The sequence below is a fragment of the Variovorax sp. 770b2 genome, from assembly GCF_900115685.1.
Lineage (GTDB): Bacteria > Pseudomonadota > Gammaproteobacteria > Burkholderiales > Burkholderiaceae_C > Variovorax.
Genome location: NZ_FOXJ01000002.1, coordinates 573389 through 598558, shown reverse-complemented (window position 1 = coordinate 598558; position 25170 = coordinate 573389). Strand labels below are relative to the sequence as shown.

The 25170-nt window shown below is 68.0% G+C and carries 17 protein-coding genes; 12 read left to right on the top strand and 5 right to left on the bottom strand.

What is annotated here, in order from left to right; all coding sequences use genetic code 11:
• Window positions 1-22 precede the first annotated feature (22 nt).
• The gene (locus BM133_RS18355) at window positions 23-439 is read left to right on the top strand and encodes a GFA family protein (protein ID WP_093436593.1); all 417 of its coding nucleotides are present in this window, start codon (window positions 23-25) and stop codon (window positions 437-439) included.
• 16 nt (window positions 440-455) lie between these two features.
• Here BM133_RS18355 and BM133_RS18350 read toward each other — a convergent pair whose 3' ends face one another.
• On the bottom strand, window positions 456-2474 hold the full coding sequence (locus tag BM133_RS18350; protein ID WP_093436590.1) for a sensor histidine kinase: 2019 nt from the start codon (window positions 2472-2474) through the stop codon (window positions 456-458).
• Between the two features lie 119 nt (window positions 2475-2593).
• Window positions 2594-3157 (bottom strand): single-stranded DNA-binding protein, encoded by a 564-nt coding sequence (ssb, locus tag BM133_RS18345; RefSeq protein ID WP_093436587.1) that lies wholly within the window; start codon window positions 3155-3157, stop codon window positions 2594-2596.
• A 123-nt stretch (window positions 3158-3280) separates the two neighbouring features.
• Here ssb and BM133_RS18340 point away from each other — a divergent pair, with 123 nt between their 5' ends.
• Genes BM133_RS18340 through BM133_RS18330 form a run of 3 tightly spaced genes read left to right on the top strand, consistent with a single transcriptional unit; the run spans window position 3281 to window position 8698 of the window.
• Window positions 3281-4663 (top strand): chloride channel protein, encoded by a 1383-nt coding sequence (locus BM133_RS18340; RefSeq protein ID WP_093436584.1) that lies wholly within the window; start codon window positions 3281-3283, stop codon window positions 4661-4663.
• A gap of 18 nt (window positions 4664-4681) precedes the next feature.
• Window positions 4682-7798 carry an excinuclease ABC subunit UvrA gene (gene uvrA, locus BM133_RS18335; protein ID WP_093436582.1) on the top strand — a complete coding sequence of 1039 codons (3117 nt, stop codon included), beginning with the start codon at window positions 4682-4684 and terminating at the stop codon, window positions 7796-7798.
• 9 nt (window positions 7799-7807) lie between these two features.
• Window positions 7808-8698: a DMT family transporter gene (locus BM133_RS18330; RefSeq protein WP_093436580.1), complete on the top strand. Its 891-nt coding sequence runs from the start codon at window positions 7808-7810 to the stop codon at window positions 8696-8698.
• A 13-nt stretch (window positions 8699-8711) separates the two neighbouring features.
• On the opposite strand, the gene BM133_RS18325 is transcribed toward BM133_RS18330, so the two are convergent.
• From BM133_RS18325 to BM133_RS18315, 3 genes are read right to left on the bottom strand one after another with little or no spacing between them, the layout of a single operon-like run.
• Window positions 8712-9470, bottom strand: coding sequence for a GntR family transcriptional regulator (locus BM133_RS18325; protein WP_093436577.1), 759 nt, complete (start codon window positions 9468-9470; stop codon window positions 8712-8714).
• Window positions 9471-9472: 2 nt separating this feature from the next.
• On the bottom strand, window positions 9473-11233 hold the full coding sequence (locus BM133_RS18320) for a glycerol-3-phosphate dehydrogenase/oxidase (protein ID WP_093436574.1): 1761 nt from the start codon (window positions 11231-11233) through the stop codon (window positions 9473-9475).
• Complete coding sequence (locus BM133_RS18315) at window positions 11230-12777, bottom strand: FGGY family carbohydrate kinase (protein WP_093436571.1); 1548 nt, start codon at window positions 12775-12777, stop codon at window positions 11230-11232. The genes BM133_RS18320 and BM133_RS18315 overlap by 4 nt, the downstream gene beginning before the upstream one ends.
• Before the next feature lie 180 nt (window positions 12778-12957).
• Between BM133_RS18315 and BM133_RS18310 the strand changes: the two genes are divergently transcribed.
• The 8 genes from BM133_RS18310 (at window position 12958) to BM133_RS18275 (ending at window position 25103) form a co-directional block, all read left to right on the top strand.
• Window positions 12958-14004: a substrate-binding domain-containing protein gene (locus BM133_RS18310; RefSeq protein WP_093436569.1), complete on the top strand. Its 1047-nt coding sequence runs from the start codon at window positions 12958-12960 to the stop codon at window positions 14002-14004.
• Complete coding sequence (locus BM133_RS18305) at window positions 14001-15512, top strand: sugar ABC transporter ATP-binding protein (RefSeq protein ID WP_093436566.1); 1512 nt, start codon at window positions 14001-14003, stop codon at window positions 15510-15512. The genes BM133_RS18310 and BM133_RS18305 overlap by 4 nt, the downstream gene beginning before the upstream one ends.
• Window positions 15509-16552 carry an ABC transporter permease gene (locus BM133_RS18300; RefSeq protein ID WP_093436563.1) on the top strand — a complete coding sequence of 348 codons (1044 nt, stop codon included), beginning with the start codon at window positions 15509-15511 and terminating at the stop codon, window positions 16550-16552. Before BM133_RS18305 ends, BM133_RS18300 begins: the two co-directional genes overlap by 4 nt.
• A gap of 32 nt (window positions 16553-16584) precedes the next feature.
• Window positions 16585-17565, top strand: coding sequence for an aldo/keto reductase (locus tag BM133_RS18295; protein WP_177224880.1), 981 nt, complete (start codon window positions 16585-16587; stop codon window positions 17563-17565).
• A 41-nt stretch (window positions 17566-17606) separates the two neighbouring features.
• Window positions 17607-18467, top strand: coding sequence for a class I fructose-bisphosphate aldolase (locus BM133_RS18290; RefSeq protein WP_093436560.1), 861 nt, complete (start codon window positions 17607-17609; stop codon window positions 18465-18467).
• Window positions 18468-18614: 147 nt separating this feature from the next.
• A complete protein-coding gene (locus BM133_RS18285; RefSeq protein ID WP_093436557.1) occupies window positions 18615-23324 on the top strand; it encodes an RICIN domain-containing protein in 4710 nt (1569 codons plus the stop codon).
• A 139-nt stretch (window positions 23325-23463) separates the two neighbouring features.
• Window positions 23464-23703 carry a F0F1 ATP synthase subunit C gene (atpE, locus tag BM133_RS18280; protein WP_013538854.1) on the top strand — a complete coding sequence of 80 codons (240 nt, stop codon included), beginning with the start codon at window positions 23464-23466 and terminating at the stop codon, window positions 23701-23703.
• A 194-nt stretch (window positions 23704-23897) separates the two neighbouring features.
• Window positions 23898-25103, top strand: a complete 1206-nt coding sequence (locus BM133_RS18275; RefSeq protein ID WP_093436554.1) for an ABC transporter substrate-binding protein — start codon at window positions 23898-23900, stop codon at window positions 25101-25103.
• The last annotated feature ends 67 nt before the right edge of the window (window positions 25104-25170 follow it).

Genomic DNA, 25170 nt, shown 5'->3' with positions numbered 1-25170 from the left:
CGCGCGATTGCGGGAGACGCCGATGACGGAGCCCGCACGCACGCTCGCCGGCAGGTGCCTGTGCGGCGCCGTTCACTACACGGTGGCCGACGAATTCACCTATGCGCTGAACTGCCACTGCGCTGACTGCCGCCGCGCCACGGGCTCGGCCTTCAAGCCCTTTGCCGGCATCGAGCGGCACAAGCTGGCCCTCACAGAGGGCGGCGACCAGCTGCTGATCCATGGCAAGCCGGACGCCGGCGACATCCACTGCGGCACGTGCGGCTCGTTCCTCTATTCGGTGGTGCGCGACGGCCTGTTCGTGCACGTCACCCTGGGCACGCTGGTGGACGATCCGTCGATCCGCCCGAGCGCGCACATCTTCGTCGGCTCGAAGGCGCCGTGGTTCGCCATCAACGACGACCTGCCCCAGCACCAGGGGCACGCGGACGCCGGCTGAGCGGCCGGCCTGCCCTCTAGGCCTTGCGCGGCTTGCGCTGCAGCGGCAGCCACAGCGTGAACAGCGTGCCCGCCGGCCCCGAGCGCCAGCCCACGCCCCCGCCGATGGCTTGCGCGCGGCGCAGCTGGTTCTGCATGCCGCGCCCGCCGGCCTCGGCCATCGCCTTGTCCACGTCGAAGCCCTGGCCGTTGTCCTCGATCGTCACGCGCACGCCCTCGGCCTCGGGCACGGTGCCCACGCGGATCTCGGTGGCGCGGGTGTGGCGCAGGATGTTGGCGATGCTCTCCTGCACGATGCGCAGGATGTGCAGCGCGCTGGTGGGGTCGAGCCAGTCGATCGGCGGGATCTCCTGCACCTCCCACCGCAGCGCGACGCCCGAACTCTCCAGCCGCGGGCCGAGGCGATAGCGCAGCGTGGCCAGCAGGAGCAGCAGGTCTTCCTCGAGCGGCTCCATCGAATCGATGGTGAGCTTCAGGTCGTCCAGGCAGCTCTTCAAGATGTGCGAGACCTTCTCGCTGGTGAGGCGCCCGTTCTCCACCGAGCGGATCGCGCTGATGAGCGAGGAGCCCAGGCCGTCGTGCATGTCCTGCATCAGGCGCTGGCGCTCGTCGCCGATGGTCTGGCGTCGCTCCACTTCGCGCAGGCGCCGGTGGCTGAGTTCGAGCTCGGCCTCGCGGGCCCGCAGGCGCTCGGCCAGGCTGGCGTTGACCAGTTCCACCTCGGCGATGGCATCGACATAGCGCCGGTACATCAGCGCCCCGAACACGGTGAAAGTGACGGCGTTGGTGTAGGCGCCCAGGTACCAGCCCTCGGGGCTCACGAAGTTGTTCTGCAGCAGCCAGTCCGAGAGGCCCAGCAGCACGCACACGCCGATGCCGACGGCCACCAGCCGCCCCTCGTTGGAGCGGCGCCAGGCGCTGATGCCGCCCACCAGCGCGACCGCGCCGCCCATGAAGGCCGCGCCGACGTAGATGAGCGGCGTGACCTGCGGTGTGTTCCTCAGGATCGAAAGCCCCGGCAGGGTCAGCACGCCGATCAGCACGGTCCAGCCGACCACCCCGAACGTCAGCCACTTGAGCGGACGCCCATGCAACTGGCGCAGCGCGAAATGCACCACCGCGACCAGCCAGAACAGCGAGTTGACGGTCAGCCACGCGAACCAGTCGTTGGCCACCGGCAAGCCCACGTAGAAGTGCAGGCTCCGCAGGAACGACGTGGTCGCGAGATTGAAGAAGAGCAGGTAGCCGGTTTCGTGGCGGCGCCTGAACCACACGAACAGCGCGAACAGGCCCACGGCCATGAAGGCGGCGCTGAGCATGGCCGGCAGGTCCTGCTGGAACCACAGGCGCTTGCTGTAGCGGTCCTTCAGCGAATCGACCGGGCCCAGCCACAGCGAGGACACCGCCACCTGCGCGTTCTGCGTGTGTTCCAGGCGGATGAGGATTTCCTTGAGCGGCACCGCGTCGGGCGTCTTCTCGATCACCACCCACAGGGGCGCGCGGGTGCTGTTCCAGAGCGGCCCGTTCTCCTGCGCGCGGTGGACCAGCCGGCCGTCTGCATACACCGCGATGGTGCCGTCGGTCTTGATGCGCGCGCCGTACAGCGCGAGCGGGCCCGTGGTGACGGGCAGGTCGCGCACCGCCACGCGCAGCCAGGTGGTGCGCGTGGCGCTGGCGCTGGCGCTGGCGCTGGCGCGGGTGCGGGTGGACTCGCGGCCGTCGGCCTGGCGCAGCAGCGCGATGGGCAGGGACAGGGGCAGCCCGACAGGCTGCCAGGCGTCGGGCAGGGCCCGGCTGTCCATGACCAGCGAGGGTTCGCGAAAGCCCGGTGCCTCGGTCACCTGCCAGCCGGCGCGGGTGATCTGCGTCGCCGCGACACCCGGCACGGCGGACGATCCGCCGAAGAAGACGATCATGACTGCCAGCAAGGCGAGCGAGACGGCCAGCACCACGTTGGCCCAGAGGGGTGCGGCGCGGTATTTCGAGAGGCCTTCGAAGAACCACGCACGCAGTTGGCGCACCAGGGGCAAGTTCATCGGGGCGCGAGCTGCAGGGCGGGATTCAGGGCATGGCCGGGGGCGAGGATGCCCCGGGCAGGACGCATGTCCGAAGCAGCGATGCAGCGGCTTCGGTCATGCAAGGGAAGACGTTCGGATCAGAACGGGATGTCGTCGTCCATGTCGTCGAAGCCCGACGACGACTTGGCCGGTGCCTGGCGCGGTGCGGCCGACGGCGCGCGGGGTGCCGCTGCGGGAGCGCGGGGGGCGTAGCCGCCACCGCCACCGCCACCACCACCGTTGCCGCCCTGCGAGTAGCCGCCGCCACCGCCGCCTTGCGAATAACCGCCGTCGTCTTCCGGACCACCCGACGGGCCGCCCTGGCCTTGTCGGCTGCCCAGCATCTGCATCTGGTCGGCGCGGATCTCGGTGGTGTATTTTTCGATGCCGTCCTTGTCGGTCCACTTGCGCGTGCGCAAGCTGCCTTCGACATAGACCTGCGAGCCCTTGCGCAGGTACTGGCCGGCGATTTCGGCCAGGCGGCCGTTGAAGACGATGCGGTGCCATTCGGTGGCTTCGCGCATTTCGCCGCTTTGCTTGTCTTTCCAGCGATCGGTGGTGGCCACTGTGACGTTCGCGACCTGGTCGCCGCTCGGGAAGGTACGCATTTCGGGGTCGCGCCCCAGATTGCCGACGACGATGACTTTATTGACCGATGCCATATGCACTGCCCCTGATAAGTAGATGAAGGAGGAGGAAGAGAACCGGAGATTGTGCCCGATGCCGGCCGGCCCGGGCGACGCCCGCGGCGCCGCGCCGTGGGGATGCCAGAATGACATTTCCGCATGAACCGTGAACCCGATTTCTTCGAACACCTGCGCGCCGAGCTGTCGAGCGGCCGGGTCTGGCTGGACCGGGCCATCGTGCTGGGCTACGCCATCGCGGCAGGGCTTTTCGTGGTGGGCTTCACGCTCGCCAGCGACTGGATCTTCGGCGGATTCCATCGTTTCTACGCCGCCTGGCCCTGGGCCGTGCTGCTGACGACGCCATTGATCACCGCGGCCATCGTGTGGTTCACGCTGCGTTTTTTTCCCGGTGCGGGCGGCTCGGGCATTCCGCAGATCAAGGCGGCGCTGCATCCGGCCTTGCCGCAGGAGCGGCGCTTCATGTTCGCCTCGCTGCGGCTCACGGTCGCCAAGATCGGGCTCGGGGCGGCGGGCTTCGCGGCCGGCCTGTCGATCGGGCGCGAGGGCCCGTCGGTGCAGGTCGCGGCCGGTGTGATGCAGCATGCGCGGCGCTGGCTCTCGCCCAACACCGCCATCGACGGGCGCGCGCTGCTGGTGGCCGGCGGGGCGGCCGGCATTGCGGCGGCGTTCAATGCGCCGCTCGCGGGCGTGGTGTTCGCCATCGAAGAGCTGTCGGGCCGGCTCGAAGCGCGCTCCAGCGGCCTGATCATCACGGCCATCGTGCTGGCGGGCCTGGTGGCGGTGTCGGCCTTCGGCAACATCAGCTACTTCGGGGTGATACGGGTGCCCCGGCTGGGCTGGGACGCGCTCGGGCCCGGCCTGTTGGTCACGCTGCTGAGCGGCGCGGCGGGCGGCCTCTTCGCGCGGCTGCTGATCGCCTCGCTCACGGGCGCGCCCGGGCGGCTCAACCGCTGGCGGGCACGCTTTCCGGTGCGCTTCGCGGCCGCCGGCGGACTGGCGGTCGCCATCATCGGGCTGGTCACCGGCGGCGTGACATTCGGCGCCGGCTCCGAGGCGGTCAAGCAGATGCTGCAGGGGCACGACCAGTTGACGCCGCTCTACACCGTGCTGAAGTTCATCGCCACCTGGCTCACGGCGTGGTGCGGCGTGCCGGGCGGCATCTTCGCGCCCTCGCTGTCCATCGGCGCGGGCATCGGCGATGCGGTGTCGCGGCTGGCCAGCAGCGACCTGGGGCCCGCGCTCATCGCCATGGGCATGGCCGGCTTCCTGGCCGCGGTGACGCAGGCGCCGCTCACCGCCTTCATCATCGTCATGGAGATGGTCGACGGCCATTCGATGGTGCTGAGCCTGATGGCGTCCGCCATGCTGGCCAGCCTGGTCTCCCGGATGATCAGCCGCCCGCTCTACGACACGCTGGCCGAGCACATGGTCGGCCGGGCCATCGGCTCGACCGAGCCGGTGCATCCGGCTGCGCCGGAAGCCCCCACGGCGAAACCGCCGGATTCCGCGCCCTCGCCATGAAATGCGGGGCGGATTATCATGTCCGGTTGCCCTCGGACGATCGCCCCCTTGAATTCAAAAGCCACTGAATACGCCGACGACGACGCGCAGCGCACACGCGACGCACAACTCGAACGCGACACCTACCTCGGCGCGGTGCTGGCGCAGCAGCGCATCAGCATCCGCGGTGCGCGCACCCACAACCTGAAGAACGTCGACCTGGACATTCCGCGCAACAAGCTGGTGGTGATCACCGGCCTGTCGGGCTCGGGCAAGTCGAGCCTGGCCTTCGACACGCTCTATGCCGAAGGGCAGCGGCGCTACGTCGAAAGCCTGTCGGCCTATGCGCGGCAGTTCCTGCAGCTCATGGACAAGCCCGACGTCGACGTGATCGAGGGCCTGTCGCCCGCCATCAGCATCGAGCAGAAGGCCACCAGCCACAACCCGCGCTCCACCGTGGGCACGGTGACCGAGATCCACGACTACCTGCGCCTCCTGTACGCCCGGGCCGGCACGCCCTACTGCCCCGACCACCACCTGCCGCTGCAGGCGCAGACCGTCTCGCAGATGGTCGATGCGACGCTGGCCATCCCCGACGAGCCGCGCCTGCTGATCCTGGCCCCCGTGGCGCGCGAGAAGAAAGGCGAGTTCCTGGAGCTCTTCGCCGAGATGCAGGCCGCGGGCTACGTGCGCTTTCGCGTCGATGGCCAGACCTACGAATACAACGACCTCCCCAAGCTCAAGAAGACCGAGAAGCACGACATCGACGTGGTCATCGACCGCCTGCGCGCGCGCCCCGACATGCAGCAGCGCCTGGCCGAGAGCTTCGAGGCCGCGCTGCGTCTGGCCGAAGGCCGCGCGATTGCGCTGGAACTGGGCACCGAGGGTGTGGCCGACAAGGAACACCTGTTCAACGCCAAGTTCGCCTGCCCGGTCTGCCACTACTCGCTGTCGGAGCTGGAGCCGCGCCTCTTCTCGTTCAATTCGCCCGTGGGCGCCTGCCCCAGCTGCGACGGCCTGGGCCACCGCGAGGTGTTCGACCCGGCGCGCGTGGTGGCCTTCCCGTCACTGTCGATCGCCAGTGGCGCCATCAAGGGCTGGGACCGCCGCAACGGCTACTACTTCAGCATGATCGAGAGCGTCGCCAAGCACTACAAGTTCGACGTCGACGCGCCCTTCGAATCGCTGCCGGCCTCGGTGCAGCAGGTGCTGCTGAACGGCTCGGCCGCCGAAGAGATCAAGTTCAACTACACCATGGAGTCGGGCAACTTCGCGGGCAAGAAGCTCACGAAGAAGCACCCCTTCGAGGGGATCATCCCCAACATGACGCGGCGCTACCGCGAGACCGATTCGGTGCTGGTGCGCGAAGACCTCGCGCGCTTTCGGAACCTCCAGCCCTGCCCTGATTGCGGCGGCTCGCGCCTTCGGCCCGAGGCGCGCAACGTGTTCCTGGTCGACGAATCGGCCCGCCCGGCGGACGGCAGCGAGCCGCCGCGCATGGCGATCTTCGAACTGAGCCACCTCACGCTGCGCGATTCGCTCGCCTGGTTCCAGACGCTCAAGCTGCGCGGCGCCAAGGCCGACATCGCCGACAAGGTGGTGCGCGAGATCGGCCTGCGCCTGAAATTCCTCAACGACGTGGGCCTCAACTACCTGAGCCTGGACCGCAGCGCCGAGACGCTCTCGGGCGGCGAGGCGCAGCGCATCCGCCTGGCCTCGCAGATCGGCTCGGGCCTCACGGGCGTGATGTACGTGCTCGACGAGCCCAGCATCGGCCTGCACCAGCGCGACAACGACCGGCTCATCGGCACGTTGAAGCACCTGCGCGATATCGGCAACAGCGTGATCGTGGTCGAGCACGACGAGGACATGATCCACGCCGCCGACCACGTGATCGACATGGGCCCCGGCGCGGGCGTGCACGGTGGCCGCGTGATGGCGCAAGGCACCTATGCCGAGGTGTCGGCCAACCCCGAATCGCTCACGGGCCAGTACCTCTCGGGCGTGCGCAAGATCGAGGTGCCCCGGCACCGCACCGCCTGGCTGCCGGTGGTGAAGAAGCCCGCATTCAACGAAGGCAAGAAAGCCTCGCGCTTCGCACCCAGCCCCGCGGCCGAACGCCGCGCCGCGCGCGAAGCGGCGCACCTGGCCTCGCAGAGCGACCTGCAGGAAATCCGCGTGGTCGGTGCGACCGGCAACAACCTGAAGAACGTGAGCGTCGCTTTCCCGGTGGGCCTCCTGACCTGCGTGACGGGCGTCTCCGGTTCGGGCAAGTCGACGCTGGTGAACGACACGCTCTACACCGCCGTGGCGCGCACGCTGTACCGCGCGCACGAAGAGCCGGCCGAGCACGAGTCGGTCGAGGGCATCGAGTATTTCGACAAGGTCATCAACGTCGACCAGAGCCCCATCGGCCGCACGCCGCGCAGCAACCCGGCCACCTACACGGGCCTGTTCACGCCGATCCGCGAGCTGATGGCCGAGACCAACACCGCGCGCGAACGCGGCTACGGCCCGGGCCGTTTCAGCTTCAACGTGGCGGGCGGGCGCTGCGAGGCCTGCCAGGGCGACGGCGTGGTGAAGGTCGAGATGCACTTCCTGCCCGACGTGTACGTGCCCTGCGAGGTGTGCCACGGCCAGCGCTACAACCGCGAGACGCTCGAGGTGCTCTACAAGGGCAAGAACATCGCGCAGATCCTGGAGATGACGGTGGAGACCGCGCACGAGTTCCTGAAGGCCGTGCCGACCATCGAGCGCAAGCTGCACACGCTGCTCGACGTGGGTCTCTCGTACATCAAGCTGGGCCAGTCGGCCACCACGCTCTCGGGCGGCGAGGCGCAGCGCGTGAAGCTCGCGCTCGAACTGAGCAAGCGCGACACCGGCCGCACGCTCTACATCCTGGACGAGCCGACGACCGGCCTGCACTTCGCCGACATCGAGCTGCTGCTGAAGGTGCTGCACCAGCTGCGCGACGCGGGCAACACGATCGTGGTGATCGAGCACAACCTGGACGTCATCAAGACCGCCGACTGGCTGATCGACATGGGCCCCGAAGGCGGCGCCGGCGGCGGCACGGTGGTGGGCGAAGGCACGCCGGAAGACATCGCGGCGAACCAGGCGAGCCACACGGGGCGTTACCTCAAGCGTTTGCTGTAGACCTCGCAGATGCCCTCCTTCACCCCGCGCCAGTTCGTCCTGCTCGTCCTCCTGACCCTCGCCTGGGGTTTCAACTGGCCGGTGATGAAGCTGGGCGTGGCGGACTATCCGCCGCTCGCCTTCCGCGCCATCTCGATCTGGCTGGGCCTGCCGGTGCTGGGCCTCGCGCTGGTGTGGATGAAGGTGCCGTTCCGCGTGCCGCGCAGCGCGTGGCCCGAACTGGTGTGGCTGGGCGCGACCAACATGTTCGTCTGGCACGCCTGCATCATCCTCGCGGTGAAGGCGCTGTCGGGCGGGCGCGCGGCGATCCTGGGGTACACGATGCCGGTGTTCTCGGCGGTGATCGGCGCGCTGCTGTTCTCCGCCGTGCTCACGCGGCGTTCATGGATCGGCGTGGGGGCGTGCGCGGTCGGCGTGGGCCTCCTGCTGTGGCACGAGCTCACCGACCTCGCGGGGCGCCCCGGCTACGTGGCCCTGGCGCTGGTGGCCGCGGCGACATGGGCGCTGGGCACGCAGCTCCTGCGCCATACGCGCATCGGGCTGCCGACGCTCACGCTGTCGTTCTGGATGACCGCGATGACGGCCGTCGTGATGACGGTGCTCTCGCTGCTCTTCGAGCGCACCCCGTGGCAATGGCCGGGCCCGGTGACCTGGGGATCGATCCTCTACAACGCGGTGCTGATCTTCGGCTTCGCGCATGCCGCGTGGTTCTACCTGGCGCGCGGACTGCCTCCGGTGGCCTCGACCTTGAGCGTGATGTTCATCCCCGTGCTCGGCGTTTTCAGCGGCGCGGTGTGGCTGGGCGAGGTCGTGCACTGGCAGGACTGGGTCGCGGTCGCGCTGATGATGGTGGCGATCGCCTCGGTGCTCTGGCCCTCGCGCAGCGTCGCCAAGGCCTGACGCACAAGAAAACTCAGGTCGTCGTCTGCACGTGCAGGCGGCTTTCCTTGCAGCGGTGCAGCGCGCGGTAGTGCTCCAGCGGCCGGCCGTTCGCGCCATAGGCGATCGACTCGATGCGCAGCAGCGGCTCGGGCTGCGGCAGGTCAAGCAGCTTGCAGGTTTCGGCATCGGGCAGCACCGCATCGATCCAGCGTTCGGCGCGCACCAGGCGCAGGCCGTATTGCCGGCGCAGCACGTCGTAGAGCGACCGGTCATCCAGCCGCGTGCGATGCAACCCGGGCGCCAGGTCCGCCGGCACCACCGTCTCGACCAGCAGGCGCAGCTCGCCATCGACACTGCGAAGACGCTTGAGCGCAACGACCTGCGCGTCCGGGTCCGTGAGCCCCAGCGACGCGGCCTCCTGTTCGGTGGGCGCGCGCAATTCCTGCGTGAGGATCTGCGTGCGCACCGAGCGCCCCTTGCGCTCCATCTCGTCGGAGAAGCCCAGCACGGTCGAGACGAAATCCTCGTCGCGCTCGCGCGCCGACACGAAGGCGCCTCGGCCCTTGATCTTGTAGATGAGGTTGTTGCGCACCAGGTCGGCCAGCGCTTCGCGCACCACGATGCGCGAGATGCCGAACTGGTCGCCCAGCTCGGCTTCGGACGGCAGCTTGGCGCCGATGGGCAGCACCCCCTGCAGGATCTGCAGGCGCAGCGCATCGCGGAACTGGGCCCACAGCGGGGACTCGGAGTTGCGGTCGAGCACGGTCGAGATGTCGTTGGGACTGTTCACTTTTAGGACTGGCCGAGGGCGGAGCCGGCCATCAATGATGCATTGAAAGAAGGTGCCACGTCGGGCGCGACGGCCTGCAGGCGCACGTTGTGGCGCTCGCGCAAGGCGGTGGCGCAGGCGCTCAGTTCCTTGTGCGCGCGGGCGGCATCCCAGCCCAGCGCCTCGGCCGCGATGCCCGAGATTTCGGCAAGCGCGGCATCGGTGACCAGGCCGCGAATGGCCAGCAGCGTGCGGCGGATCACGAGATCGTCCAGGTGCACCACGCCGGTTTCCAGGCACAGGTACGAGAGCTCGGCGGCCGAGTAGTCGGGTGCGTGTTGCAACGGCACGTCGCCCGAGGCCGCCAGGCGCTGCGCGAGCGGCAGCGCCTTGGAGCCATAGCGCGCGAGCAGGGTCAGCGCACGCGTGCGGCCCATGCCCGAGGCCGTCATCTTCTCGATGAAGCGTTCGGTCGCGGCCGCATCGGCCGGCAGGTCCGCGCCGCCGCCGATGGGCAGCAGTTCGGTCGAGGCGGTGCGCGAACGCCCCAGCAGCTGCAGCACCTCGGTGGTCGCCTCTTCGGCGAGCGAGCGGAAGGTGGTCCACTTGCCGCCGACGAGGCCGACGATGGGAATGTCGCGCGTCGCATTCGGCGGATCGATCACCACCGAGTGGTCGCGCGAGATCTGGCCCGGCTTGTCGGCATCGGAGCGCGCGAGCGGCCGCACGCCGACGTAGGTGTAGACCACGTTGTCGCGGCCGAAGGCCATGTTGGGGAACACCTCGCGCAGCACGTCGATGAGGTAGTCGACCTCTGCGGGCTCGGTGACGATCTGGTCAGGGTCCTCCACCGGGATGTCGGTCGAGCCCACGAGCACGCGATCGAGGAACGGATAGACGATGCACACGCGCCCGTCGACCGCCTCGAAATACGCCATGCGGCCGTCCAGCGCGTCGCGCAACGCGGGATGGTCGAGCACCAGGTGCGAGCCCTTGGTGCCCATCACGCGCGGGCCGGCGCCGCCGAGCACGGCCGCGCTGCGGTCCAGCCACGCGCCGGTGGCGTTCACCACGGTGTCGGCCGTCACGCGCACGAGCGCGCCGGTGAGTTCGTCGCGCAGCGTCAAGATGTTGCCTGCGCAGCCCATCACGCGGCAGTAGTTCGCGGCCGCCGAGCGCGGCTGGTCGCGGCAGGCATCGCCGATGAGTTCGAGGATGAGCCATTCAGGATGGCTGATCCACGCATCGAAGAAGGTCGCGGTCCAGCGGATCGCCGCGCGAAAGAGGCTGCGGTCGTTGGTCGGCACGCGGCTGATGCGGTGCCCCGGCATCACGCGCTGGCGGCGGCCCAGGATGTCGTAGAGCCGCAGGCCCAAGGCCACCGCCAGCAGGCCGCGCGTGCGCTGCGGCGGCGTGCGGCCGAAGAACTTGAGCGCGCTGCTCATGAGGCCGCCGAAGAAGTTCGCGAGCGGCACCACCGTCTTGAGCGGGCGCACCAGGTGCGGCGCGTTGCGCAGCAAGAGGTTGCGCTCGCGCGTGGCCTCGGCCACCAGCGAGAAGCTGCCGTTCTCCAGGTAGCGCAGGCCGCCGTGGATCATGCGCGAGGGCGCGCTGCTGGCGCCGGCACCGAAGTCGCCCTTGTCGACGATGAGGCAATCGACACGCTGCAGCGAGAGATCGCGGAACACGCCGACGCCGTTGATGCCGGCACCGACGATCACGGTCGAGAAATGGCGGTCCGCCAGCGAGGCCGGGCGCACGAAGGGAAGTTGCCAGGCGCTCATCGAGAAACCTCCGCGCCATGCGCTGCGGTGCGAGCGTCTTCGGGCGGCCGTGCGGCGCTCTGCGCACCGCCCGCGATGTGGGTGAATACAGGTGACATGCTGTCGATCAGTTCGTTGAAATCGGCGTTGAAATCCGCATGGGCGCGCGCGTCCCTTGCCTCGGGTTCGATGAGGTCGCACGGCGCGAGCAGCGCGCTGCCCTCGGCCGCGTCGTCCAGGCCTTGCGACAGGGCCGCATAGAGCGCGGCGCCGCGCGCGCCGGTCTCGTCGTCGGCGCAGCGCTCGACCGGGCGGCCGAGAAACGAGGCAAGGAGGCGCACGAGGCGCGCATCGCTCGCGCCGCCGCCCAGCACGGTCGACGCGGAAACGGCGAGGCCGCCAGCCGCCAGGCGCGCCGTCTGGCGCACATGCAGCGCCGCCACGGCATCGACCACGGCGCGTGCCATGTCGGCGCGGGTGTGGTGGCTCTTCAGGCCGACGAAGCCCGCCGTCACGCCACCACCGCCGTTGATGAAGGGCGCGAAGCGCAGGCCGTTGGCGCCCAGCGGCACGGTCATCGCGAGGTCGACCACCGCGCGCGCATCGGGCAGCGCGAGCACGCCCGCGAGCCACGCGATGTTGGCCATGGAAGACGGGCTGTTCTCCATGTAGAGCCGCTCCTGCGTGCGGCCGAAATTCACGATGGAGGCGACGGCGGGCTTGGGGTCCATGACCGGGCCGATGACCGCGTTCACGCACCACGTGCCGAACACCTGCACCGCGCGGCCGCGGCCTTCGGCGCAGATGGCGGTCATCGAGGCGAGCAGGTCGATGGCGCCCATCGCGACCGGAATGCCGGCGGGCAGGCCGCACAGCGCCGCCTCCGAAGGGCGCAGCTTGCCGAGCACGGTGCCGCTCGAAAGGATCGGGCCGAAGTTGTGCGCGCCCAGGTCCTGGAGGCCCGAGGCATCGAAGGCGATCTGCGACCAGCCGCCGGTGGCGAGCGAAACGAGGCCGGCGGTGCTCGCATCGCTCGCGTCGGTGGCGATCTCGCCGGTGAGCAGGAAGCCGAGGTAGTCCTTGGCGAAGAGCAGCCGGCGCAGTTCGCCGCGCTGCACGGCATCGGCGCCCAGCAGCTCGGCGGCGATCACCGTCGGCTGGCCGGGCCACGGGCCGCAGCCCACGTCTTCGAAGAGCCGCGCGCCTTGGCTCCTGGCCAATGTCCGTGCGCGGGCATCGGCGCGTTGGTCGGTGGAGGCGACGGCGCGGCCGCCCACGAGTTCGTTGTTCGCATCGAGCGCGTAGAGGCCGGCGCCGTGGCCGGTGCAGGCCATGGCGCGGACTTCTGCGGCGCGTGGTCCGAGCTGGTGGGCCACGTCGCGCAGCACGTGGGTGAGCGCGGCGCGGATGGCCGCGGCGCGCACTTCGCAGCCGCCGCCGGCGAGCCGGTCGTGCGGCAAAGGCATGCGGGACAGGGCAATGGCACGGCCGCTTCCGGCTTCGAGGGCCAGGGCTTTCAGGCTGCTCGAGCCCATGTCCACGCCGATCAGTATGTTTGGCATCATGTCATAACAGCTTCGGCGGAAAAAAAGGCCATCGCCAGTAGCGTTTCCCCTAGTACTCCACCCAATCGGGCCGGGATTACATTCTAGCCTGTCATAACAACTGATGTGACATTGAGGTCCCGAAGATCTGCTCGAAAAGAGAGATCGCAAGCTCTGCCAGTCAACGTGAGGAGACAAAGAATGAGGCGTAATTTCCTGAAGTCCGCAGCTGCCGCCGGTATCGGTCTGGCCGGTGCGAGCGCGTTCGCGCAACAACAGCCCGCAGCCCCTGCGGCAGGCACGGGCCTGCGCGGCAATGCCAGCGACGTCTACGTGATGAACGTGATGGTCTCCGGCGTGGAGTACTGGTTCCCCGTCTACGAAATGATGAAGCAGCTCGGCCGCACGCTGGGCGTGAAGACGCGCTACACCGGTACGCCCGAGTACGACGTGAACAAGCAGCTCGCATCGTTCGAGCAGGAACTGGCGCGCAAGCCCGCGGGCATCCTGCTGCACCCGATGAACCCGGACCCCTTCATCGAGCCGATCAACCGCGCCGCGGCGATGGGCATCCCGGTCGTCACCTTCGCGGCCGATTCGCCCAACTCCAAGCGCACCTCGTTCGTCACCTCCGACAACGACCGCGAAGGCACGCAAGCCGCCGATGCGATTGCCGCCTCGCTCAACGGCAAGGGCGAATATGCCGTGCTGGAGAACCCGGGCCAGGACAACCACGACCGCCGCATCGCCGCCTTCGTGAACCGCATGAAGACCAAGCACACGGGCATGAAGCTGGTCGGTCGCGCCGCCAGCAACCAGGACCCGAACAAGGCCTACCAGGCGGTGCTGAGTCTCGCGCAAGCCAACCCGAACCTGGGCGCGCTCTTCATGCCCGAGGCCAACTCGGCGCTCGGCGCGGCGCAGGCCAAGGTCGAGACCAAGAAGAACATCAAGGTGATGTGCTGCGACGTGAACGCCAAGATCCTGGACATGATCAAGTCGGGCGACGTGTTCGGCGCCATCAACCCGAACCAGGGCATGCAGGGCTACATGGGCATGATGATGTTGTTCCTGGCCAAGAACCCCTCGCTCATCGACCCGATGAACGACGCCAAGCGCAACGGCACCAACCCGATGGCCGTGCCCTTCCTGGACAACGGCCTGGCCGTGGTCAGCAAGGCCAACGCCGACGACTTCTACTGGGACAAGTACCTCGCCCGCCGTGGCACCAAGGGAATCGGCGAGTGAGCGCCTTGCTCGAACTGCGCGGCATCAGCAAGCGCTTCGGCGCTTCGCGCGCGCTCTCGGGCGTGGACTTCTCGCTGCACGCGGGCGAGATCCACGCCCTGTGCGGCGAGAACGGCGCGGGGAAGTCGACGTTGATGAACATCATCGACGGCATCCACCGCCCCGACGAGGGCGAGATCCTGCTGAACGGCCAGAAGGTCGTGATCGACGGCCCGGCGCATGCGATGCGCCTGGGCATCGGCCTGGTGCACCAGGAGATCGCGCTGTGCGCCGACGCCACGGTGGCCGAAAACATCTTCATGCCGGAGATCAACGCCGGCAAACAGACGTGGATGAACTACGCCAGCTTCAACGAGCGGGCGGCCAAGGTGCTGCGCCGGCTGGGGCAGGACATCGATCCCGCCACGCCGGTTGGCGACCTCAGCATCTCCAGCCAGCAGCTGGTGGAGATCGCCAAGGCGCTCACGCTCGACTGCAAGGTGCTGATCCTGGACGAGCCCACGGCCGCGCTGACCGACAACGAGTCCGCGGCGCTGTTCCGCGTGCTGCACGACCTGAAGGCGCAGGGCATCGGCATCATCTACATCAGCCATCGCATGGCCGAGATCTTCACGCACGGCGACCGCGTCACCGTGCTGCGCGACGGGCGCAACGTGCATTGCGGACCACTGGCCGGGCTCACGCCCGATGAGCTGGTGCGCCGCATGGTCGGGCGCGACCTGGGCAACTACTACCCGCCCAAGCAGGCTGTTGCCCAATCCTCCGGGCCCGTGCTCGAAGTGAACGACATCGCCGACGGCGAGCGCGTGCATGGCGTCTCCTTCACGCTCAAGCGCGGCGAGATCCTCGGCATCGCGGGCCTCATGGGTGCCGGCCGCAGCGAGCTCGCGGAAACCATCTGCGGCCTGCGCATTGCGAAGCGCGGCACAGTGCGTTTGAGTGGCAAGGCGTTGACCATCCGCAAGTACAGCGACGCGCTGCGCGAAGGCATCGCGTACCTGAGCGAAGACCGCAAGGCCGCCGGCGTGTTCCTGGACCTGCCGATCGCACAGAACGTGTCGTCGATGGCGCTCGGCCGCGTGAGCTCGGCCTGGGGCCTCTTGCAGCGCTCGGCCGAGCACAAGCTCGCCAAGACGCTCGGCGCCAAGCTCAACCTGAAGTCCGACGGCGTCGCCATCGAGGTCTCCAGCCTCTCGGGCGGCAACCAGCAGAAGGTGGCCATCGCCAAGCTGCTGGCCACCAACCCGTCGGTGCTGCTGATGGACGAGCCCACGCGCGGCGTCGACGTGGGCGCGAAGTCGGAGATCCACCACATCCTGCGCGAACTCGCGAACCAAGGCGTGGGCGTGATCGTGATCTCCTCGGAGCTGCCCGAAATCATCGGCCTGTGCGACCGCGCACTGGTCATCCGCGACGGCCGGCTCGCGGGCGAACTGGAATCTGAAGAAATGACGGAAGAGGCCCTGCTGCGGCTGGCTTCCGGACTCTGCGAACAGGAAACAGCATGAACTACCCGGCACAACTCGATGCGGGCCTTCCCCCTCGAAATTCTGGGAATTCCGGGCATTCCGGACCGTCAGGAGGCGACCCCGTGAAGCCCGCCAACAAACTCACGAGCATGCGCGAAGCAGGGCTGCTGCTGATCATCGCGGTGCTGTGCATCGCGATGAGCTTCGCATCGCCCTACTTCCTCACCTGGGACAACGTGCGCGCGATGCTGTTGTCCTTCTCCATCGAAGGCATCGTGGTGGTGGGCATGACGATCCTCCTGATCGTCGGCGGCATCGATCTCTCGGTGGGCTCGGTGGTCTGCTTTGCGATGGTGGTGACGGGCAAGCTCTTCTTGATGGGCGTGGACCCGTGGCTCGCGAGCCTGGTGGCCATCGGCATGTGCGGGCTCATCGGCGCCATGATCGGCGGCTGCGTCACGCGCATCGGCCTCAATCACTTCATCGCCTCGCTGGCGTTCATGGTGATCGTGCGGGGCTTGTGTCTCGCGCTCACGCAGGGCACGCCGCAGTCGCTGTTCTCGCTGCCGGCGGAGTTCAAGTTCATCGGGCAGGGCACCCTCTTCGGCGTGCCGGCGGTCATCCTGATCTTCTTGGCGATCGTGGTGGTGAGCGACTTCGTGCTGCGCCGCTCGACCCTCTTGCGCCGCGTGTTCTACACGGGCAGCAACGAGAAGGCGGCGCTGTATTCGGGCATTCGCGTGGGCCGCGTGAAGTTCTGGGTCACGGTGCTGTGCTCCGCGTCCGCAGGCCTTGCCGGCGTGATCTACACCGCGCGCTTCGGCGCCGCCACGCCGACCTTCGGCATGGGCATGGAACTGAACGTGATCGCCGCCGCGGTGATCGGCGGCGCCAGCCTCAAGGGCGGCTCGGGCACGGTGCTGGGCGCGGTGCTCGGCCTGGCGCTGCTGTCGGTGGTGACCAGCTCGCTGATCCTGCTGGACGTATCGCCTTACTGGCAGGACGTGATCAAGGGCCTGATCCTGCTCGCGGCCGTGACCATCGACCACATCATGAACACGAGAAAGAAGACCAGATGACGAGCGAGATGAAGAGCGAAATGAAGAGCGAGATGAAGAAGACAACGCTGGGCCCGTCGAGCATCGAATGCTCGGCCATCGGCCTGGGCACCTGGGCCATGGGCGGCTGGATGTGGGGCGGCGGGGACAACGCCGCCGCCGTCATCGCCATCCAGGCCTCGCTGGATGCGGGCGTGAACCTGATCGACACCGCGCCGGCCTATGGCCTGGGCCGCTCCGAAAGCATCGTCGGCACCGCGCTCAAGGGGCGCCGGCACGAAGCCGTGATCGCCACCAAATGCGGGCTGGTCTGGCACACACAACAAGGCACGCACTTCTTCGAAGAAGACGGCCACCCGGTGTACCGGTACCTGGGCCGCGACTCGATCTTCCACGAATGCGAAGAGAGCCTCGCGCGCCTGCAGACCGACTACATCGACCTCTACATCACGCACTGGCAGGACAGCACCACGCCCGTGGCCGAGACCATGGACGCGCTGCTCGACTTGAAGAAGCAGGGAAAGATCCGCGCCATCGGCGTGAGCAACGTGAGCCCCGAGACGCTCGCCGAATACCTGCGCTACGGCCCGGTCGATGCGGCGCAGGAGCGCTACAGCCTGATCGACCGCGAGATCGAGGCCACGCTCGCGCCCTTGTGCAGCGAGCACGACGTCGCGGTGCTCGGCTACTCGTCGCTGGCGCTGGGCCTGCTCGCCGGCCCCATCGACCCCGAGCGCGAGTTCAAGGGCGACGACCAGCGCGCGAGCAACCCGCGCTTCGGCGCCGCCAACCGCGCGGCGCTCAAGGCCTTCTTCGAAGCGCTCGAGCCGGTGCGCGCAAAGCTCGGCTGCTCGTTCGGCCAGATGATGATCGCGTGGACCGTCGCGCGCGGCACCGTGGCCGTCGCGCTCTGCGGCGCGCGCGTGCGCCAGCAGGCTATCGAGAACGCCGGTGCCGGTGCGGTCGCGCTGGGCGACGAAGCCCTGCGGCTGATCGACGCCGCGGCGAAGCGCCACCTCTCCGCGCTCGCCTGATCCCCCTCTTCATTTCCGACCCCAACAAGGAGTTCTTTCCCATGTCGAAAGACAAGACAGCACGGCTGAACCGCCTGCTCACCAACGGCCGCTGCCTGGACATCGCCCTGGATCACGGCGTGTGCAACGAGCCCTCGTTCCTCGACGGCCTGGAGGACATGCCCCAGGTCATCGACAAGCTCGTGGCGGCCGCGCCCGATGCGCTGCAACTGAACTACGGCCAGTCCGACCTGCTGCAGGACCGCCCGGGCCGCGACAAGCCGGCACTGGTGATGCGCATCGACATGGGCAACCCCTACAACGCCACGCTGCACCGCGTGATGTGGGCGCAGCTGCAGAACGAGCACGACCCGGTGCTGCCGGCCGTGCAGCGCGACGCGGCCTGCGTCGTCGTCAACCTGTTCATGCTGCCGGACGAACCCGACCTGTTCCGCCAGTGCGTGCAGAACATCGCGCGCGTGCGCGCCGACTGCGACCGCTACGGCATGCCGCTGATGATCGAGCCGCTGGTGATGCAGTCGCCCACGCCCGGCAGCCGCTACATGGTCGATGGCGATGCCGAGAAGATCGTGACGCTGGTGCGCCTCGCGCGCGAGATGGGGGCCGACATCGTCAAGGCCGACCCGACCAGCGACCCGAAGGATTTCCACCGCGTGGTGCAGGCCGCGCGCTGCCCCGTGCTCGTGCGCGGCGGCGGGCGCGAAGACCTGCAGCAGGTGTTCGCGCGCTCGCGCGCGCTGCTGGACCAGGGCGCGGTCGGCATGGTGTACGGGCGCAACGTCTACCAGCATGGGAATCCGTCGGCGGTGGTCAGTGCGCTGATGGCCATGATCCACCGCGGCGCCAGCGCCGAGGCGGCCTGGGACATCTACGAATCGGGCGGCGCGAAGCCAGGCAAGTAACGCTGCTGTCAAAGGGAGAGGGTTTCACGGCAGGCGATCACCCGTCGCCTGCCGGGGTGCGTCCTGCGCGCGCACTTTGCAAGTCGAGCCAGAGAAGAAACGAGTCAGTGGGTCCCCCTGCGAACTTCTAACAACTTGGAGGCAACGATGAAGATCCGGTATTACGTGATGGCATTGATGGTGCCGTTCGTCACACTGCTGACGCACGCGGCAATCACCGGGGTCAGTCCGATGACGACCCTCAGCAACATGGCGACGGCGGTCTCCGCCGCCGTCGCCGACCCGCTCCCGCTGCAGGGGCCGGGCCTGGGCAACCTCACCTACACCTCGGCTGAATTGTTCAAGCCGGTGTCGATGATCACGAGCCCCGCGCACCCGCTCGATCCGGCGCACAGCAGTGCCTACGAATCGCGCGAGGTACCCGCCACCTACCCGGGCCGCAAGGACTACGGGATGAACGCGGGCATCATGGTCAACGGCTACTTCCTCACCTCCTTCGCGCCGGACAGCGGCCTCGGCCCGGGCGGCTTCTTGCTGTACGACGTGTCGAACCCGCGCCAGATCCAGCTCGTGAAGAAGATCTACGAGCCCGAGGCGCGCACCAAGGAGTTCCGCGAGACGCACTCCTTCGGCACCGCCAAGATCGGCGGCAAGACCTACGTGGTGCTGCCCAGCATCAACGGCGTGGAGTTCTGGGACTTCACCGACGTCAACGACATCAAGCAGGTCAAGAAGCTGGCGCTGCCCGGCGTCAGCGGCGGCGACTACGAGAACGTCGCCTGGCAGCTCTGGTGGCAAGCGCCCTACCTGTACGTGGCGTCGGCGGGCCGCGGCATCTTCATCGTCGATGCCAGCGACCCCGCGAACGCCGTGGTCGCGAACCGCGGCGCCGGCAAACCCAACCCGGTGCCCACCGGTGAGCTCGGCGGCTTCCGCATCGGCCCGATCTTCACGATGGGCAACCACATGGTGCTGACCGCGATGGAAAGCAACGGCGGTTTCGCCAGCCTGGACATCTCCGATCCGCTCAACCCCAAGGTGCTCGATTCCATCGTGGGCACCACGCCGTTCTATTACGCGACCTGCTTCGACGGCCGGAACCTGCACGTCTCCACGCGCAACAGCGGCGCCAAGATGTACAGCTACGACCTGTCCGACCGCTCGCGCTTCGTGGCAGAAGACAATCGCCTCGTCATCGACGAGCAGCTGTATTGCGCCACGCAGGACAACTACGTGATCCAGGGCGCGCAAACCCGCATCCACAAGGTGGACGTGAGCAATCCGCTGAACCACGTCGAGGTGGGCCGCGGCAGCATCCTGCGCGAAGACGACCCGAACTTCACGCACTCGGACAACGGCCAGGTCGCGATGTTCGGCAACCTGGTCTTCGTGGGCAACGACCACGGCTCGGGCAGCGGCTTCGTCGTGCATGCAGTGGACCCGGACATCACCAAGCCTGAAGTCAAGCAGGTCTCGCCCGTCAATGGCGCGAAACAGCAGGCGCTGACCTCGCGCATTGGCCTCGGCATGACGGACAACATCCGGCCCGAGAGCGTGAATTCCAACACCTTCATCGTGCGCCCGGTGGGCGGCAACACGCTGGCCGGCACCTACAGCGTGCAGCTGGGCATCGTCAACTTCCACCCCGCACAGCCGCTGCTGCCGGGCACGAGCTATGAAGTGTTCCTGCCGGCCAACGGCGTGAAGGACTATGCGGGCAACGCCATCGGCGCGGACTACCGCTCGACCTTCAACACCGGCAACGCGACCGACATCAACCTGATGCACTACTGGACGCTGGCGGGCAATCTCTCCGACCAGATCGGCAGCAACAACGGCACGCCGGTGTCGGGCGACGCGTTCGAGAGCATCGGCATGAACTTCGCGAACCGCACTGCCGGCGTGCCGCTGAAGAACGACAGCGTGGCCACCGTGCTCGGCGGCACCGCGTCGCTGAGCTTCTACATGAAGACCACGCAGGCGGGCGGCGCGAACTCGTGGACCGCACCCGGCATCTTCGGGCGCGACCAGTCGGGTGGCGCGGACGACGTGTTCTGGGGCTGGCTGGACACCAGCGGGCGCATCAAGCTGTCGGTCGGCAACGACGGCGGAACCACCTCCACCGCGGCGGTGAACGACGGCAACTGGCACCACGTGGTGCTCACGCGCGATGCGGCCTCGGGCGCGCAGGCGGTGTACGTCGACGGCGTGAAGACCACCTCCGCGGGCCTCACGGGCACCAAGGGCCTCACGAACAAGTTCAACGTGCTGGGCCAGATCCAGGGCAACGCGGCGCTCTTCAAGGGCACGCTCGCGGAGGTGCGCGTCTACGGCCGCGTGCTCACCGACACCGAGGTGAACACGCTGCGCGGGCAGGCCATCATCGGCGACCCCGGCATCGGCGGCGGGCCCAAGCTCGTGAACGGCCAGCTGGTGTTCAATCCCGGCACGCTGGGCAGCGGCGGCGCGCAGTTCCGCTGGAACTTCGGCGACGGCACGCAGACGGCGTACGCCAACCAGCCGAACTACACCTACACCTACAACCGCCCCGGCCACTTCACGGTGACGCTGACGGTGAAGGACGCAAGCGGCCGCGAGACCTTCTACACCTACAACCTCACCGTGATCGTTCCGACCACGGCGCGGGCGCCCACGCACACCACCAACATCGCGGGCGATGCGAACTCGGTGTACTCGGTGAACCCCGACAGCGGCACGGTCGCCGCCATCAACTCCGACACGCTGGCCAAGCGCTGGGAAGTGCGCGTGGGCGACGAGCCGAAGACGCTGGCCGTGGGCCCCGATGGCCGCATCTGGGTCACGGTGCAGGGCGAGGACAAACTCGTGGCGCTCAACGCGGCCGACGGCAGCACCTCGGCCACCGTGCCGCTGGCCTACGGCAGCGGCCCCTACGGCGTGGCCTTCACGCCCGATGGCGCAAAGGGCCTCCTGACGCTGGAGAGCAAGTCGGTGCTCATGAGCTTCGACCCGAGCAACGGCGCCACCACCGGCGCGGTCGCGCTGGAAGGCAACCTGCGCGGCATCGCCGTCAACTCCGACGCACAGGTGGCTTATGTCACCCGCTTCAAGTCGAAAATGACAGGCGGCCAGCTGCACAAGGTGAACCTGCAGAGCATGAGCGCCATGACCACCATTGCGCTGCCGGTGGACACCACCACGGTGGACACCGAGAGCCGTGCGCGCGGCGTGGCCAACTACCTGAGCCAGGTCATCATCTCGCCGGACGGCACGCGGGCGGTGCTGCCTTCGAAGAAGGACAACATCGTGCGCGGCAAGTTCAGGGACGGCAACAACCTGGTGCACGACCAGACGGTGCGCTCCATCCTCTCGCAGGTCAACCTGCAGACGGCCGCGGAAGTGTTCGCCGAGCAGATCGACTTCGACGACCGCGCACCGGCACGCGCCGCGCTGTTCTCGCCGTCGGGCGACTACCTCTTCGTCGCGCAGATGGAAGGCAACCGCGTGGCCATCGTCGATCCGTACAGCCGCTCGGTGCGGGGCGAGATCAACGCCAGCAGCGCGCCGCACGGCCTGTACCTGGACGCGGCGAGGAAGCGGTTGTTCGTCAACAACTTCCTGGCGCGCTCGGTGTCGGTGCACGACGTGGCCTCGGTGCTGGCCTCGGAGACGGCGGCGCCGATCTTCCTGCAGAACGTCTCGACGGTCGCGCAGGAGCCGATGGCGGACGCGGCGCTGCGCGGCAAGCAGGTGTTCTACAACGCGTCGGACCGGCGCATGAGCAAGGACAACTACATCTCCTGCGCGAGCTGCCACGCGGATGCCGGCGACGACGGCATGGTGTGGGACTTCACCCAGCGCGGCGAGGGCCTGCGCCGCACCATCAGCCTCATGGGCAAGCGCGGCCTGGGCCACGGCAAGCTGCACTGGACGGCCAACTTCGACGAGGTGCAGGACTTCGAGAACGACATCCGCAACGAGTTCGGCGGCGTCGGCTTCCTCACCAACGCGGACTTCACGGCCACGCAGGACCCGCTGGGCGCACCCAAGGCCGGCAAGAACGCGCAGCTGGACGACCTGGCGGCCTACCTCACCTCGCTGAACAAGTACATGCGCAGCCCGGCGCGCAACGCCGACGGCAGCCTGAGCGTCGATGCGGCGCGGGGCCAGGCGCTGTTCGCCTCGGCGCAGTGCGTGACCTGCCACACCGGCGCCACCTTCCGCGACGGACAGCGGCACGACGTGGGCACCATCCAGCTGTCGTCGGGCAAGGGCATGAACCAGCCGCTGGCGGGCGTGGGCTTCGACACGCCGACGCTCGTGGGCACCTGGAACACTGCGGCGTTCTTCCACAACGGCCAGGCGGCCACGCTGCAGGACGTGCTCGCCGGCGGCCACGGCAACGCCAGCAGCCTGCCGGCGGCCGACGTGGTGGCGATTCGCGAGTACGTGCGGTCGCAGGACACCGACCCGACGCCCACGATCACCCGCATCCGCTCGAACCTGAGCAACCTGTGCGTGAACATCAAGGCCGTGTCGACCGCGAGCGGCGCGACGGCGGTGCAGTGGCCGTGCGGCAATGCGAACAACGAGAGGTTCACGGTGACGAGCCTCACCGGCGGCTACGTGCAGTTCAAGGCCGAGCACAGCGGCCTGTGCCTGGCGCAGAGCGGCACCGCGACGACGAACGCGGCGGTGGTGCAGCTGGCCTGCTCGGCCGGCGACACCACGCAATGGACCCAGGTGGGTGGCGCCCTCAAGAACCGCGCCTCGGGTTCGTGCCTTGACGTGCCGAACAGCTCGACGGCGCAGGACACGGCGCTGATCACCTGGACCTGCAACGGCGGCACGAACCAGACCTGGACCCAACTGCCCTGACCGTCTGACGCTCCCCTGAAAGCCGGCCGCCTTGTGCGGCCGGCTTTTTTTCGTCCAACCCATGACCTCCCACGTCATGGACCGTGCGCACCCGTTGCGGGAAAGTACGTCCATCGATCAACCAACCAGGAGAAACACCATGACCGGCTTCAACATCCTTCCCCTCGCAGTCGCCCTGCTGATCGGCATCGCCGCACTCGGCTCGTGCCTGGGCATCGGACTGGTCGGCCAGAAGTTCCTGGAGAGCACCGCGCGCCAGCCCGAAATGGTGGACGTGCTGCAGACCAAGTTCTTCCTCATCGCGGGCGTGACCGACGGCGCGTTCATCATCGCCACGGGCATCGGCCTCTGGTTCGCAACGGCCAATCCCTTCGGCTGACCGAGTGCCGCGGCCCCTGGAAAACGGGGTCCGCGCACCAGGAAGTGACACGATCCACTGGCACCATTCGTGCTAGCACCGTTGACACTGAATCGTTTATGGTTAAAGTATTTAGCTATCAACGGTTCGATGTCGCCGGTGCTGCATGGCGCAGTGCCGGAGCGTCGTTTCATCCTTCCTCCCTCGGAGAATCCATGAGCCACCTGTCCCCGAAGTCGCCCGCGCTGCCGCGCACCCTCGTCTCGCTGCTGCTGTGCGGCGCAGCCCTTGGTGCTGCGGCGCCGGCCATGGCCGCCCCCGTGAAGGTGGGTTTGGCCCTCGACATTTCGGGGCCTTTCGCGGCATTGGGCGCCGAGGCGCGCGACGGCTTCGCGCTCGGCATCAAGCAACTGGGCGGCAAGCTCGGCGGGCAGGACGTGGAGTTCGTGCAGGCCGACATGGCCGGCAGCCCCGACCAGGCCAAGCAGCTGGTCGACCGCATGATCCAGCGCGACAAGATCGACATCTTCAGCGGCCCCATCGGCTCCAACGTGGCGCTGGCCGTGGGCCCCACGCTCTTCAACGCCAAGGTGCCGTACCTCTCGGCCAACGCCGGCCCGAGCCAGTTCGCGGGCGCGCAGTGCAATGCGTACTTCTTCGGCACCGCCTACCAGAACGACCAGTTCCACGAGGCCGCCGGCAAGTTCGCGCAGGACCGCGGCTTCAAGAAGACCGTGCTCATCGCCCCCAACTATCCCGCCGGCAAGGATGCGCTGGGCGGCTTCAAGCGCCAGTTCAAGGGCCAGGTGGCCGACGAGCTGTACACCAAGCTCGGCCAGATCGACTACGCCGCCGAACTCGCGCAGCTGCGCGCGGCCAAGCCCGACTCGATCTACTTCTTCCTGCCCGGCGCGATGGGCATCAACTTCATCAAGCAGTTCGTGGGCGCGGGCCTGTCCAAGGACATCACGCTGGTCACCAGCGGCTTCTCGGCCGACGAGGACGTGATCGGCGCCGTGGGCGAGCCGATGCTCGGCCTCTTCAACACCTCGCACTGGGCGCACGACCTGGACAACCCGGCCAACAAGGCGTTCGTGGCCGCGTTCCGCAAGGAATACAACGGGCGCTACCCGTCGGTGTACGCGGCGCAGGCGTACGACGCGATCCTCGCGATGGACGCAGCCGTGAAGCAGTCGGGCGGCAACGCGCAGAACCGCGACGCCGTGGTGGCCGCGCTGAAGAAGGCCAACTACGCCTCGACGCGCGGTGCCTTCAAGTACGCGAACAACCACTACCCGATCGAGAACTTCTACCTGCGCGTGATCGGCAAGGATGCGCAGGGCAAGGTCACGAACAAGCTGATCAACACGGTGCTCACGAACTACGGCGACAGCTACGCCGACAAGTGCCCACTGAAATAAGCGCTCTGGCTTCATCCGGATTTCCGTACGCGAAGAGCGCAAAGATTTCGCAAAGAACGCAGAAGAG